The sequence below is a fragment of the Streptomyces sp. BB1-1-1 genome (assembly GCF_031597775.1).
GTDB lineage: Bacteria > Actinomycetota > Actinomycetes > Streptomycetales > Streptomycetaceae > Streptomyces > Streptomyces thinghirensis.
Window position 1 is genome coordinate 5454959 of record NZ_CP134203.1, and the last position, 12464, is coordinate 5467422.

Annotated in this window: 14 protein-coding genes; 4 read left to right on the forward strand and 10 right to left on the reverse strand. The window is 71.3% G+C overall.

The window, feature by feature from the left end; all coding sequences use genetic code 11:
- The first annotated feature begins 185 nt into the window (after nucleotides 1–185).
- From RI578_RS25020 to RI578_RS25030, 3 genes are all read left to right on the forward strand, one after another.
- On the forward strand, nucleotides 186–1112 hold the full coding sequence (locus RI578_RS25020; RefSeq protein ID WP_310873163.1) for an alpha/beta hydrolase: 927 nt from the start codon (nucleotides 186–188) through the stop codon (nucleotides 1110–1112).
- Nucleotides 1113–1314: 202 nt separating this feature from the next.
- A complete protein-coding gene (locus tag RI578_RS25025; protein ID WP_310873164.1) occupies nucleotides 1315–1785 on the forward strand; it encodes a carboxymuconolactone decarboxylase family protein in 471 nt (156 codons plus the stop codon).
- A 176-nt stretch (nucleotides 1786–1961) separates the two neighbouring features.
- Nucleotides 1962–2783, forward strand: a complete 822-nt coding sequence (locus tag RI578_RS25030) for an SAM-dependent methyltransferase (RefSeq protein WP_310873165.1) — start codon at nucleotides 1962–1964, stop codon at nucleotides 2781–2783.
- 51 nt (nucleotides 2784–2834) lie between these two features.
- On the opposite strand, the gene RI578_RS25035 is transcribed toward RI578_RS25030, so the two are convergent.
- The 10 genes from RI578_RS25035 to RI578_RS25080 form a co-directional block, all read right to left on the reverse strand.
- The gene (locus tag RI578_RS25035) at nucleotides 2835–4061 is read right to left on the reverse strand and encodes a cytochrome P450 (RefSeq protein ID WP_310873166.1); all 1227 of its coding nucleotides are present in this window, start codon (nucleotides 4059–4061) and stop codon (nucleotides 2835–2837) included.
- Between the two features lie 11 nt (nucleotides 4062–4072).
- Nucleotides 4073–5329, reverse strand: coding sequence for a cytochrome P450 (locus tag RI578_RS25040; RefSeq protein WP_310873167.1), 1257 nt, complete (start codon nucleotides 5327–5329; stop codon nucleotides 4073–4075).
- The gene (locus RI578_RS25045) at nucleotides 5326–5955 is read right to left on the reverse strand and encodes a GTP-binding protein (protein WP_399061328.1); all 630 of its coding nucleotides are present in this window, start codon (nucleotides 5953–5955) and stop codon (nucleotides 5326–5328) included. The genes RI578_RS25040 and RI578_RS25045 overlap by 4 nt, the downstream gene beginning before the upstream one ends.
- Nucleotides 5933–6286, reverse strand: coding sequence for a DUF742 domain-containing protein (locus RI578_RS25050; protein WP_121747190.1), 354 nt, complete (start codon nucleotides 6284–6286; stop codon nucleotides 5933–5935). The genes RI578_RS25045 and RI578_RS25050 overlap by 23 nt, the downstream gene beginning before the upstream one ends.
- The gene (locus RI578_RS25055; RefSeq protein WP_055417129.1) at nucleotides 6283–6705 is read right to left on the reverse strand and encodes a roadblock/LC7 domain-containing protein; all 423 of its coding nucleotides are present in this window, start codon (nucleotides 6703–6705) and stop codon (nucleotides 6283–6285) included. The genes RI578_RS25050 and RI578_RS25055 overlap by 4 nt, the downstream gene beginning before the upstream one ends.
- 2 nt (nucleotides 6706–6707) lie before the next feature.
- The gene (locus RI578_RS25060; RefSeq protein ID WP_310873168.1) at nucleotides 6708–8378 is read right to left on the reverse strand and encodes an ATP-binding protein; all 1671 of its coding nucleotides are present in this window, start codon (nucleotides 8376–8378) and stop codon (nucleotides 6708–6710) included.
- A 602-nt stretch (nucleotides 8379–8980) separates the two neighbouring features.
- Entirely contained in the window at nucleotides 8981–9679 is a 699-nt protein-coding gene (locus tag RI578_RS25065) for a pentapeptide repeat-containing protein (RefSeq protein ID WP_310873169.1), read from the reverse strand.
- 450 nt (nucleotides 9680–10129) lie between these two features.
- Nucleotides 10130–10501 (reverse strand): hypothetical protein, encoded by a 372-nt coding sequence (locus RI578_RS25070; RefSeq protein WP_310873170.1) that lies wholly within the window; start codon nucleotides 10499–10501, stop codon nucleotides 10130–10132.
- Nucleotides 10498–10716, reverse strand: coding sequence for a DUF397 domain-containing protein (locus tag RI578_RS25075; RefSeq protein WP_310873171.1), 219 nt, complete (start codon nucleotides 10714–10716; stop codon nucleotides 10498–10500). Before RI578_RS25075 ends, RI578_RS25070 begins: the two co-directional genes overlap by 4 nt.
- A 6-nt stretch (nucleotides 10717–10722) precedes the next feature.
- Nucleotides 10723–11565 carry a helix-turn-helix transcriptional regulator gene (locus RI578_RS25080; RefSeq protein WP_310873172.1) on the reverse strand — a complete coding sequence of 281 codons (843 nt, stop codon included), beginning with the start codon at nucleotides 11563–11565 and terminating at the stop codon, nucleotides 10723–10725.
- A gap of 210 nt (nucleotides 11566–11775) precedes the next feature.
- Between RI578_RS25080 and RI578_RS25085 the strand changes: the two genes are divergently transcribed.
- A complete protein-coding gene (locus RI578_RS25085; RefSeq protein WP_310873173.1) occupies nucleotides 11776–12435 on the forward strand; it encodes an ATP-binding protein in 660 nt (219 codons plus the stop codon).
- The last annotated feature ends 29 nt before the right edge of the window (nucleotides 12436–12464 follow it).

Below are 12464 nucleotides of genomic sequence, written 5' to 3' on the forward strand. Positions count from 1 at the left end.
AATCCGCGGCGTGCACGGCGCACGCGCCGGGGTGAGCGCCGCTCCGCTCCCCGCGAAGGACGGCGTGTCCCTCCACCGGCCGAACAGCGGGCGCGGCCCGCGACACTTCCGGGTACCCGCTGAGTTAGAGCGAGGGGAGCGGGGGTGCGGGGGCCGAAGCGGTCGAGACGAGGAACAGGAAGCCGATGAGTACGCAGAGCAGGAGCACGGGCACAGGCACCGGCGTCGGAGCAGGCACAGGCGCCGACCGGCCCCGCGCCCGGTCGGTCATGGCGGACGGCGGCGCCAGCGTGGCCTGCTGGGAGTCCGGGCCCCCCGACGCCGAACCGGTCCTCCTCCTGCACGGCTACCCCGCCAACCACCACTGCTGGCGCCACCAGATCCCACCCCTGGCGGACCGGTACCGGGTCATCACCCCGGACCTCCTCGGCTGGGGCGAGTCCGACCGCCCCCTGCACCTGTCCTTCGACTACGACACCGAGGTCACCCGCCTCGCCCGGCTGCTGGACGCGCTGGGCCTGGACTCGGTGAACCTGGTCGGCCACGACTACGGCGGCTTCCTCGCCCTCGGCCTCACCGAGACCCACCCCGGCCGCGTCCGCCGGCTGGCCGTCCTCAACAGCCGCGCCCACGCCACCTTCACCCGCCCCTGGTACGCCGTCTTCAGCCTGATCAGCCTCGTCGGCCGCACCCCCGCCCTCCGACCGGCGGCGATGCGCCTGCCCTACGCCGCCATCCACCGCCGGTCCTTCGCACCGCTGGTCCGCGCGGGCCACCTGGACACGGGCGTACTGGCCGACTACGTCGACTGGATGGACACGCCGGAGGGCCGCCGCTGGCTCCTCCACTACTTCGGTGACTACCGCACCCCGCCCCGCCCCGAACTGCGCCGGCACCTCCGCGACATCGCCTGCCCCACGGCGGTCATCTGGGGCCGCGCGGACCCGTACCTGAGCCCGTCGATCGCGACCCACCTGGCCGGGTCCATCCCCGACGCCGAACTGACGATGCTGGACGGCACCGGCCACTGGGTGATGGACGAGAGCCCGGCCGAGGTGACGGCGGCACTGAGCCGACTGCTGGCACGCCCCGCCCCGGACGCCACGTCATAGCCGCACATCACCCGGGGGCACCTTCCGGTGCTTCCCGGCACTCCAGGTCTGCCCGGAAGTTCCTTGTCGGCTGAGACGCAGGTCACATCCGCCGCCGCCCCGGGTCTGTCACATCCGGTCGCCGCGCTCCGTCGTAGCTGTGTACGCCCAAGGGCGCACGACAGACGGCCCAGCCCGATGAACGACGATGGAGGAACCCATCATGGAAGCCCGACTCGACATGTTCGGCAGCCCGCTCGCCGGTAAGTTCCTGCGGCACATCAACTCGGCGGGCAAGCTCCTGGCGGACGCGGGGCTGCCGCACGCGACCCAGGAGCTGGTGAAGATCCGCGCCAGCCAGATCAACGGCTGCGGCTTCTGCCTCGACATGCACACCAAGGACGCCGAGAAGGCGGGCGAGACCGCGCTGCGCCTGAACCTGCTCGCGGCCTGGCGGGAGGCCAACGTCTTCACCGACGCCGAGCGCGCCGCCCTGGAACTGACCGAGCAGGGCACCCGCATCGCCGACGGCGGCGGCGTCTCCGACGAGGCCTGGGCGAACGCGGCGCAGCACTACGACGAGGACCAGCTCACCGCGCTGATCGGCCTGATCGCCGTGATCAACATGTACAACCGCATGAACGTCATCACCCGCCAGCCGGCGGGCGACTACGTGCCGGGCATGTTCGGCTGACCCCGCACGGAATACGGTCGGGCGGCCCGCTCCCGAGATGGGGTGAGCCGCCCACCCGTACCGCTCAATCACCGCCCCCAACTCCTCACCCGCGAAGCCCTTTTCACGCCCCACCGGCGGAGTCGGCGCTAGGTTGGTCTCCTGATCACCCACGCCAACCCCTAGGAGACTCCGCCGTGTCGGACACCAACTCCCAGCTCGCCGCCAGCGCGGAGATACGGGCCCGGATCGACACCGCCACACCGCACTCGGCCCGCTTCTGGAACTACTTCGTCGGCGGCAAGGACAACTACGAGGTCGACCGGGAGATCGGGGACCAGATCAAGGAGATCTTCCCCGGCCTCGTCGACGTGGCCCTCACCAGCCGGCTCTTCCTGGGCCGCGCCGTACGCCACCTGATCCGGGAGGAGGGGATCCAGCAGTTCCTGGACATCGGCACCGGCCTCCCCACCGCCGACAACACCCACGAAGTGGCCCAGCGCGTGGCTCCCGACGCCCGCATCGTGTACGTCGACAACGACCCGATCGTGCTCGCGCACGCCAACGCGCTGCTCACCAGCACCCCCGAGGGCAGCACCGCCTACCTGGACGCCGACCTCTACGACCCCGACACGGTCCTGGAAGCCGCCGCCGGCACCCTCGACTTCTCCCGGCCGATCGCCCTGATCATCCTCAACACCCTCGGCCACGTCGCCGACCACGACCAGGCACGCGACCTGGTGCGCCGCCTGATGGCAGGCCTCCCGGCGGGCAGCTTCCTGGTGATCAGCGACAGCACCGCCACGAGCGAGGGCATGATCGCCGCCTCGAACGCGTACAACGCCAGTGGCGCGACGCCGTACTACGTGCGCAGCGTCGAGGAGATCGCCGGGTTCTTCGAAGGGCTGGAACTGGTCGCCCCCGGCATCACCCAGGTCCCCGCCTGGCGCCCGGACGCCCCGGCCGACCCGTCCGCCGCCTCCGTCGACGCCTACTGCGGGGTGGCACGCAAGCCATAACCCACGCCGCCCTGACGGCTCGCCCGGGCGGCGGGCGAGCCGGTCCGCCGTTCAGTCGGCGTGCAGCAGGACCGGGAGTCGCTGGTGACCGTTGCTGATCAGGGAGGGCACGGGCGGCAGTTGCTCCGCCGGGTCGGCGAGGCGGATGTCGGGGAAGCGGTCGAACAGGCTCTCCAGCGCGAGGGTCACCTCCATGCGGGCCAGCGGCGCGCCCAGGCAGAAGTGGACGCCGTGGCCGAAGGCGAGGTGCTCCTTGACCGTGCGTGTCGCGTCGAAGGTGTCGGCGTCCTCGTGCCAGTCCGGGTGGCGGTTGGCGGCGGCGTACGAGGCGAGGATGGCCTCCCCGCGGGCGATGGTCCGCCCGTCCGGCAGGGGGATGTCCGTGACCGCGAACCGGAGCGGCAGATGCTTGACCGCCGGTTCGTGGCGCAGCGTCTCCTCGACGACGTCCGCCCAGGTGACCTCGCCCTTGCGGACCAGTTCGAGCTGGTCGGGACGGGTCAGCAGGGTGTGCGTGGCCTGGTCGATGACGTTGACGGTGGTCTCGTACCCGGCGCTGATCATCAGCAGCAGGGTGTCGCGCAGTTCCTCCGGGGAGAGGCGGGCGCCGTCCTCCTCGTCGTCCCGCGCGGTGATGAGCAGGGACGTCATGTCGTCGCCCGGGGTGGCGCGCTTGGTGGCGATGAGCTGGTCCAGGACCTCGTACAGGCGCATGGTGTTGGCCTGTGCCTCGGCCTGGTCCAGGGTGGTGTCGAAGACGCCGTCCACGAGGGCCCGGAAGCCCTCTCGCCGGTCCTCGGGCACGCCCATGAGGTGACCGATCACCGCGATGGGCAGCGGGTAGGCCAACTCCTGCCGCAGATCGACCGGTTCGCCGGCGGGGAGGCCCGCGAGCCGGTCGACGAGCCGGGTCACCATCTCCTCGACGGCCGGCCGCATCTCGGCGATGCGCCGGGCGCTGAAGGCGGGCGCCACCAGCCGGCGCAGCTTGCGGTGGTCGGGCCCGTACGCGGTGAACATGTTCTCCACCGCCACCCACAGGGCGAGCGGCCAGGTGCCGACCACCTCGCCGAAGGCCGGCCAGTGCGCCCGGGCGTCCTTGGAGACGTCGGGGCTGGTGAGCAGCTGTTTGAGGAGGGCCGGGTCGCTGACCGACCAGGCCTGGACGCCGAGGACGTCCACCCGCGTGGCCGGGCCGCCCTCCCGTAGGGCGCGGTGCTCGGCGTGGTGATCGGCGCCGGTGGGGTCGAGGACGAGGGCGGGCTGCTGGGTCGCCATGGCCTGGCTCCTTAGTGTGCGGATTGCTGAGCGGCGTGGTGAGCGGCTTGCTGTGCGGCGGGGAAGGTGACGGGCAGGGATTCCAGGGCGCGGTGGAACGGGCCGGGGCGCCACGTCAGCTCGGCGAGGGGGCGGGCGAGGTCGGTCTCCGGCAGCGCGTCCAGGAGGTGGGTGACCGCGGTCTCGGCGATGAGGTAGGCGTGCGAGCGGGCGGGGCAGGCGTGCGGGCCGATGCTCCAGGCCAGGTGGGCGCGGTTGCCGGTGTGGCGGCCCTCGGGCACACCGTCCGTGAGGGCCGGGTCGTTGTTCGCCGCCGCCATCGAGATCACGACAGGCTGGTCGGCCGGGAGCAGCACCCCTTCCACGTCGATGGGGTAAGGGGGGTACGAGATGCAGTAGTTCGCCATCGGCGGGTCGGTGTAGAGGACGGCGTCGAGCGCGTCGCGCACCGTGGACAGCCCGGCGTGCAGGTCCGCGGAGAACTCCTCGTCGGTGAGGATCTTCAGGATCGTGTTGCTGATCAGGTTGGTCAGCGGCTCGATCCCGGCGCCGTAGAGCGTGACGAGCTGGTGGCCCATCTCCTCGTCGCTCAGTTCGGCGGGGTGGAGGGTCAGGCGGGACGTGATGTCGTCGCCGGGGTGGAGCCGGCGCAGGGTCACGAGGTCGGACACGGCCTGGGCGAGGATCAGGTTGCCCTGCTCGGCGTGGGTGGTGTCGAAGATCTTCGCCATGCCGTCGGCGATGCGCTGCCCGATCTCGTCGGGGCAGCCGAGCAGCGCGCTCAGCACGCGGAAGGCGATGGGGAACGAGTACTGGGTGAGCAGGTCCGCCGAGCCCGCGGTGCGGAACTCGTCGATGGCGCCGGAGGCGACCTGCTCGACCAGGGCCCGCAGCCCGTGCTGGTCGACCTTGTCGATGGCGTGCGTGTTCGCGGAACGGTAGCGGGCGTGCTCGGCACCGCCCGAGCGCAGCGCGTTGGGCCGCCACTCCATCATCGGCCGCACCGGGCAGGTCGCCGGGATCAGCTTCTCCCAGGCTCGGGGGTCGGCCGGGAAGTGCAGCGGGTCGTTGAGGATGCGGCGGGCCTGGTAGTAGCCGATCACCAGGGTCGCGGGCACCCCGGGCGCCAGCTCGACCGGGACGAGCGGACCGTGGACGCGCCGCATGCGCCGGTAGGCGGCGTGCGGGTCGGCGGCGAACTCCGGTGCGTACAGGGCGACACGGCCCGGCGGGCCGGCCGGCGCGGGCTCGGCGGAAGGCAACGTCATCGGCGGGACTCCAGGAGGGCGGCTGAGCGGTGCGCGGAGAGGTACTCCGTGAGCGTGATCAGGGCGTGCAGGGAGGACGTGCGGTCGCGGGCGTCGCAGTACGTCAGAGGCGTGGCGGGTTCGAGGGCCAGCGCCTCGCGCAGCTCGGCCTCGGGGTAACCGGGGGCGCCGGGGAAGGTGTTGATGGCGACGGCGTACGGAATGCCCGCGCCGTCCAGCAGACCGAGGGCGTCGTGGGAGGCGTCGAGATCGCGGGTGTCGGCCAGGACGAGACAGCCGAGGGCGCCCTGGGCCAGGTCCTCCCACAGCGGCTGGAAACGGGACTGCCCCGGCAGCCCGAACAGATACAGCGCGATCCGGCCGTCGGCCATGTGGATGCGGCCGAAGTCCATCGCCACCGTGGTCGTCGTCTTGTGCGGAGTGCCGCGCAGGTCGTCCACACCGTCGCTGGCCTGGGTGATCGGCTCCTCCATCCGCAGCGGCCGTACTTCCGAGACGCTGCCGATGTACGTCGTCTTGCCGACGCCGAAGCCCCCCGCGACCACGATCTTGGCCGACCGCGTCACCGTGGCCGGGACGTAGGTGACGGACGGGTCGGACCGGTCAGACCATGGAGCGAAGTCCACGGAGCACCTCCTGCAGCAGATCGAAGTCGGGCTGGTCGTCGGCGGCGGCGACCGGGCTGGACAGGTGGCCGGAGTCCATCAGCGAGGAGACGAGGATGCGCACCGTGGAGGGCGGCAGCTCCAGCGCGGCGGCGATGTCGGCGACGGCCAGGCCGCCCTGGGCACCGGCGAACAGCCGCATCACCCGGCGGGCGTCCGGGGGGAGGGTGTCCGTGGGACCGGTCGCGGCGATGACCACGCTCTCCAGGCGCACGTCCTCGCGCGCGTGGACCTGGCCCCCGGTGCGGACGTAGGGCCTGACCATGTCGGGGTCACGCCGCGGCCCCGTCATGCCGGCGAGCCGCCTTCCGCGACCGGCACGCGCTCCTCGGTGACCAGTTCGTGCCCCACCCGGGTGGCGAGCCGCACCATGTGGTGGGAGATCAGCCCGACGTCCGCGTCAGGACCGGTCGTGCACACCGACAGCATGGTGTTCTTCGCGGCGGTGGTCGTCAGGCCGATGCAGCCGACCGACTCGATCAGCAGCTGGCGCATCCCCGCACCGCCGGTGAACTCGTCCCAGGCCTTGCCCGCCGCGCGCAGTGCCGCCGTCAGCGCGGCGAACTTCTCCCCGTCGTCCTGGCCGATCGTCGCGGTGCGGGCCTTGAGCAGCCCGTCACTGCTCATCAGCACGGCGTACCGGACGCCTTCGACGCTGCCGAGTTCCTGGTCCAGCAGCCAGCCCAGGCTGTTGGTGTGTGTGTCTTGCACGATCAGTGTCCTTCGTCGTCGGCGGCGTCGTGGGTGGCGTCGGCGGTGGGCCCGGTCGTCCGTCCCGGGCCGGGGCCGGTGGAGGCCGGTGCGGGCTCCCCCTCCCGGCCGCGGCGGGTGCCGGCCGCCCAGGCCGCGGCGACGGCGGGGCGGCCGGGCCCGGTGTCGTCGGGGGCGGCGGGGCGCCGCGCGGCGGCGGGCGCGGTGGTGGTGCGTCGGCGGACGGTCAGACCGCTGGCGGTGGTGGTGGAGGGTGTGGCCGCGGCGGCTGTGGACGCGCCTGTGGTCGCGGCGGCCGAGGGAGGAGCGGCCGGCTCGGGCTCGGGTACGGGGGGCTCCGCGGCGAGAGCCGCGGCGGGAGCGGTCGCCGGGGTGGTCGCCGGGGTCGTCGTCACGCGGTCGGCGACGGGGGCCGTCGGCGCGGAGGCGGCGCCGGCCGCGAGGTCGGGCGTAGCGGATGGCGCGGCCACCGGCGGAGCGAGGGGCGTGGCGGACGGTGTGGTCACCGGTGGAGCGAGGGGCGCGGCGGAGGGCGTGGTGGCCGGCCGGGGCGTCGGCTGGGCCGCCGCCGGGTCGACGAGCAGGTTCTTCGGCAGGACGACCATGGCCCGGGTTCCCTGGTAGATGTTCGGCGCGGTCAGCTCGACGCGGAAGCCGTAGTTCTCCGCCAGCAGGGACGCCACGCGCAGCCCGGTCTGGGGGTGGGCGCCCAGGCGGGTGATGTCGTCGCGCTGCTCCCCGGACATCACGTCGCTGGCCCACAGCAGCCGTTCGTCGTCCATGCGCAGTCCGGCGTCGTCCACGATCAGGAAGCAGGCGTGGTGCCCCTGTTCCAGCGAGACGTGGACACTGGCGGCGGGCGGCGAGTAACGCAGCGCGTTGTCCAGCAGTACGGCGAGCGCGTGCACGACCGCCTCCACGGCGCGGCCCTCGACCACCACGGACCCCATCTCGGGGTGCTTGATCCGCTCGTACCCCTCGATCCGGCCCATGGCCGCGCGCACGATGTCGGTCAGCGGGGTGGCGGGCCAGCGCCGGGACAGCTTGTCCCCGGCGAGTACGGAGTACCCCGAGGCCGTGAGCAGCATCTGCTGCGCGAGGTGGTCGATCTCTACCAGCGTCGCGTACGCCTCGTCCGAGATGTGCCGCCGTACGCCCTGGCTGACGGCCCGGCCCAGCCTCGCCGACCGGGCCACGACGTTGTTGGCGAAGCCGCGCACGGCGGCCCGGGCCACGCCGACGGACTCGCGCCGCACCTGTGCGATCTGCCGCTCGGCGTCCTGCCGTACCTGGTCGGCGGCGTGGGCCGCGGCCCGTTCGGCGGCCGCCCGCTCCCGCGTCCGTACGTCCCCCACCACCGAGGTCACCGCGCCCGGTACGGCACGCAGCCGCTCGGCGAGCGGCGTCCCGTCGAGCGGCGCCGGTACGAGCAGCCGCCCGCCCTCGGGCCCCTCACCGCCGTGCCCCTCCCTCGCCGCCGCCGGAATCACGGTGGCCGCGAGGTGCCCCACGCACTGCTCGGCCGCGACGAGTTGCAGGGTCAGCCGGTCGGCGTGCTCGCGCAGCAGCTCGGCCCGGTGCCGGGCCTGGACGCTTTTGCGCCGGAAGTACCACGCGGCCCCGACTCCGGCCACCGCCAGCACGGCGGTGGCGGTCACTATCAGTTCAGTCATCAGGTCCTCACGGATCGGAAGCCGTCGGTGTGGGGAAGTGGGCCGAGGGCGCAGAGGGGCCGGGGAGGCGGTGGGGCCGCGGGCGGCGATGTGTGCGGCGACGCGTGCGGACCGCGGCAGGCCGGAACGGCCCGGCGGGCGGCGAGGCGCACGACATGGACCTCCAAGGACATGCAAGGGCCGGTACGAGCAGGGGGGCCGACGACGACGCGGACTCGGAACGGCACAGGACCGCGCACCCGTACCGCCTCGAACTCCTGCACCCACGACCGGCGTTCGACGTACGGGAAGGGACCATACCGCTTGCGCTCACACGTCGTGTCAGCCCCGTGACTACGAGCCGGAACCACCGGAGGTTTGACGCGAAAAATGCCCGGATGGCAGCCGAAGCCCTTTGGCTGGAAAGGGCGTTGGCGGAACGGATGCCACGCTGATAGGCCGGTCAGTCGCCGTGCCCTGGCCCGATGGCCCGTTGGCCCGATGGCCCGTTGGCCCGATGGCCCGATGGCCCGATGGCCCGATGGGTCAATGGGCCAATGCTTCCGATGGCCGATGACCGAGTCGCCGTACTCGATGTGCGGCCGACCCACGCACCGGCCCCGTCAGCCGCGGGGACCGGGCGGCTCGCCGCTCCTGCGCGTCACCTGCCACTCGCCCGGCGCGGTCTCTTCCGAGTACTCGCGAATCCTCTCGGCGCTCCACCGTCCCGGCCAGCGTGTGCTGGACGACCAGCGCAGCGACATGAGGATGCCCGTGCGGGCGTGTGTCTCGAAGAGAGCCACGATGCGCGACCCCAGGTAGTCCAGGGAGGCGCCGCTCAGGTCCGCGCCCCTCATGTCCGCGACCTGGATGTGCGTGCTGAACAGGGTCGCGCCGCGCAGGCCGGCACGGGAGAGGTCGGCTCCGGTCAGGTCCGCCTGGAACAGGTTCGCCCGCGAGAGGTTCGCACCCCGCAGGTCCGCACCCACCAGCCTCGCACCCGAGAGATCGGCGCCCGTCAGGTCGGCGCCCGACAACCGCGCGTTCGTGAGATCCGCGCTTTTCAGGAACGCGCCGGTGAGGGACGCGCCCCGCAACTTCGCGCGCCGGAGCCTTGCCTCGTACATGTGGGCGCCGTCCAGCTTCGCACCCGACAGGTCCGCCCGGGACAGGTGGACCCTTCGCATGCGGGCCAGCCGCAGGTTGGCCCCGCGCAACCGCGCCCAGTACAGCCAGGCGCCACGCAGGTCCGCGGAGACCAGCCCCGCGCCCGGCCTGATCCACGGCCACAGGGCCAACGGACCGATCCGCCGACCGAACATCTCAATCCCCCCGCCGCCTGCGGCACCTCACGTCACTGTGTATGCCCAGTCCTTCCGGACGTCACCGGTTTTGGGGGAGCGCGGGCGGGCCCACAGAGGCTCAGTGTGCCGGTTGATCAGTACCCAGGGGCGGTCGGAGCTGAGGGACCCGTGAGTGCGGCAACCGCTGTCCGTCGCCGTCCACCCGCAGTGGGTACGTCTGAGGAGTTCGGCAAGCCCCGGAGCGACTGACGGTCCCGACACCCGGCATGCGACCGGGCGGTCCGTCGATGTCACCCCTGTTGGCCGAGCCGTCATCGTCGATGTCCGGTACGCTCCCCGGTCATCCTGGAGGTAGTGGCAGCGCACATGGCCGCCGCTCTGCACATGCCCGCCTCGTCTCCGCCGTGCATGGACCTTCCAAGATCTGCTCAGCGCCGAGCTGCTTCGCCCGTTGGGTCGCGCGGGCTGTTACGGCAGAGATGCCGCCGCCCACTCGCCTCGCGCCTCCTGCTTCAGCCGTGTCGTGAGGTCGATGCCTTCCTGGACCGCGACGCCGAAGTCGGGATCCTGGTACAGGCGGAGCCTCCCCCGGTAGTCCACGATCACCGCGGCTACGGCCTTGAGGTCACTCTCCGACGACGCCTCCAGCGCGCGCTGGAGATCGGCTTCGAAGGCCTCCTGGGCGCCGGGAAACCCTTGCCCAGAGAGCAGAGCGCCTCTTATGTCGCCGATGGTCTTCAAAGGCAGCGGCGCGGGAACGTCGATCGCCGCATGCTGTGCGCTCACAATCACCTGCTCCTCGGTCTCTGGCACAGCCGCGTGATGGCGTCGAACGGTCATGCCTCTCCGCCTCTGTCGCCTGCCGCCGAGTTCTGGCGCGCCGCGTCGACGAAATGCTGCCAGGCCTCGGTTCCCACGGAGAGAACGGGGCCGCTGCTGCGCTTCGAGTCACGTATCAGTGTTCGGTGCGGGGCGTAGGCGCATTCGACGCACTCGGTCCCGCTGCCTCCGCTGTGCGAGGACTTGAACCAGTGGTGCTCTGAAGTTGCCGTCATCAAGACTCACTCCTTGCTGACCCTGTCGATGAGTTCGGCGGAGGACTCGAAGTCGAGTGCCTGGGCGCTGAGGTACTGGAACGCCAACCTATAGCGCGCCAGTTCCTCCGGCTTCTCCATGAACAACCCGCCGCCGAGGAGATCGACGTACACCACGTCCAGTTCAGGAGTCTGGCCGCGAAGTGTGGCGAAGCTCCCGACGGCGGCTGCATGGGCGCCGCGCGCGAACGGCAGCACTTGGACGGTGATATGGGGGCGTTGAGCCATCGTCAGCAGGTGTGCGAGTTGTCCACGCATGATCTCGCGACCGCCGACCTGTCGTCGGATTGCAGCTTCGTCGATCACGCACCAGATGTGCGGTGGTTCGTCTCGCTCCAGCAGTTCTTGGCGTTTCATGCGGATGTCCACCATGTGCTGCACCTCGCGCTCCTCGCATTCCACTTCGGAAGCCCGGTGCACGGCTTCGGCGTAGGCGCGCGTCTGGAGGAGCCCGGGTACGTACATGCAGGCGTAGTGGTCCTCGCGTACGACCTCGTCTTCCAGGGTGAGCATGAGGTTCATGGACTCGGGGATGGAGTCTGCCAGGGAGCGCCACCAGCCCTGAATCTTGGCGCCCTTCGCGAGTTCGACCAGTGCTTGGCGCTCCTCGTCCGTCGCCCCGTATTCGCGGCAGAGGGCGTCTACAGCCGGCCACTTGACCGTGCCCTCCTTAGTTTCGTAGCGACTGAGCGTCGCCTTCGAGATGCCGACGCGTGAGCCCGCCTCCTCAAGTGTCAGCCCTTTGAGCTCCCTGAGTCGTCGCAGGTCGGCGCCGAGTTGGCGCCTGCGAGTGGTGGGTCCAGCTGCCATGTGCACGGCCCTTCGTGTCGGTCCAGTAGATCGTCGTGCTCGGTCATCGGCGACGGCAAGACGGCGTGCGCTGGGGGCGCGCGATGGAGAGTCGTGCCTCCAGCCGCTCAGGGTGAGAGTTCCATTTTGAGAGTTCCAATGCAACTCTGAGTTGTGACCAAGCTACGGGGCGCCACGAAAGGTGCCGGGGAAAAGGGGAGTGGGCAACACATGGACAGCTCTCTATGGATGCCAACGCGGCCATGGAGCCTGCCGTTTCTGGCGGACGCCGAGCAGGTGTCGTCCTTGCGGCGGGCTCTGCGGATGCAACTGGAGTACTGGGGGCTGCACGAACTGAGAGACGCCGCCGAGCTATGTGCGAGCGAACTCGTCGCCAATGTCATCCGGCATGTCGGGGCTGGCACGCCGTCCACGCTCGTCGCCTCGCTGAACGGCCCTCATCTGCGCATCGAGATCCACGACCCCGATGCTCGCGCGCTGCCGACCCTCGCCTGCACGGGACCTGGTGCGGAGGACGGACGGGGAATGGTGCTGGTCGACGCCATCAGCGACCGCTGGGGCGTCGCGTTGACCGGTGACCGCAAGGTGACCTGGTGTGAGTTCCGGATGAGCGCCACCAAGGCCGATCGTCACGCTCCGGTTCCTCGGTTGGCCCGAGCTGCAGATGTGCTGAGTCTGTACGGCGGTTCGGGCTCGGCGCCGCAGCCGGTCGGTCATGGCCGGTTGGGTGCGGCCGTGGCAGAGGAGGCGGCGATCAACATCATCACCGACCTCCTCTACTGGTTCCGCGTGCAGGGGCGGGACGCAGACGATGTTCTGGACCAGGCCCAAGCGCACTTCGAGGCGGAGAGCAGAGTCCGACTCTCCTGACGATCTACGCGCCGCGGCCGACGTGCAGG

What these genes read in the sequence shown, in the direction of transcription:
- RI578_RS25020 (WP_310873163.1), top strand. Translation starts at nt 186, where the DNA reads ATGAGTACGCAGAGCAGGAGCACGGGCACAGGCACCGGCGTCGGAGCA.
- RI578_RS25025 (WP_310873164.1), top strand. Translation starts at nt 1,315, where the DNA reads ATGGAAGCCCGACTCGACATGTTCGGCAGCCCGCTCGCCGGTAAGTTC.
- RI578_RS25035 (WP_310873166.1), bottom strand. Translation starts at nt 4,061, where the DNA reads ATGGCGACCCAGCAGCCCGCCCTCGTCCTCGACCCCACCGGCGCCGAT.
- RI578_RS25040 (WP_310873167.1), bottom strand. Translation starts at nt 5,329, where the DNA reads ATGACGTTGCCTTCCGCCGAGCCCGCGCCGGCCGGCCCGCCGGGCCGT.
- RI578_RS25050 (WP_121747190.1), bottom strand. Translation starts at nt 6,286, where the DNA reads ATGACGGGGCCGCGGCGTGACCCCGACATGGTCAGGCCCTACGTCCGC.
- RI578_RS25060 (WP_310873168.1), bottom strand. Translation starts at nt 8,378, where the DNA reads ATGACTGAACTGATAGTGACCGCCACCGCCGTGCTGGCGGTGGCCGGA.
- RI578_RS25065 (WP_310873169.1), bottom strand. Translation starts at nt 9,679, where the DNA reads ATGTTCGGTCGGCGGATCGGTCCGTTGGCCCTGTGGCCGTGGATCAGG.
- RI578_RS25070 (WP_310873170.1), bottom strand. Translation starts at nt 10,501, where the DNA reads ATGACCGTTCGACGCCATCACGCGGCTGTGCCAGAGACCGAGGAGCAG.
- RI578_RS25075 (WP_310873171.1), bottom strand. Translation starts at nt 10,716, where the DNA reads ATGACGGCAACTTCAGAGCACCACTGGTTCAAGTCCTCGCACAGCGGA.
- RI578_RS25080 (WP_310873172.1), bottom strand. Translation starts at nt 11,565, where the DNA reads ATGGCAGCTGGACCCACCACTCGCAGGCGCCAACTCGGCGCCGACCTG.
- RI578_RS25085 (WP_310873173.1), top strand. Translation starts at nt 11,776, where the DNA reads ATGGACAGCTCTCTATGGATGCCAACGCGGCCATGGAGCCTGCCGTTT.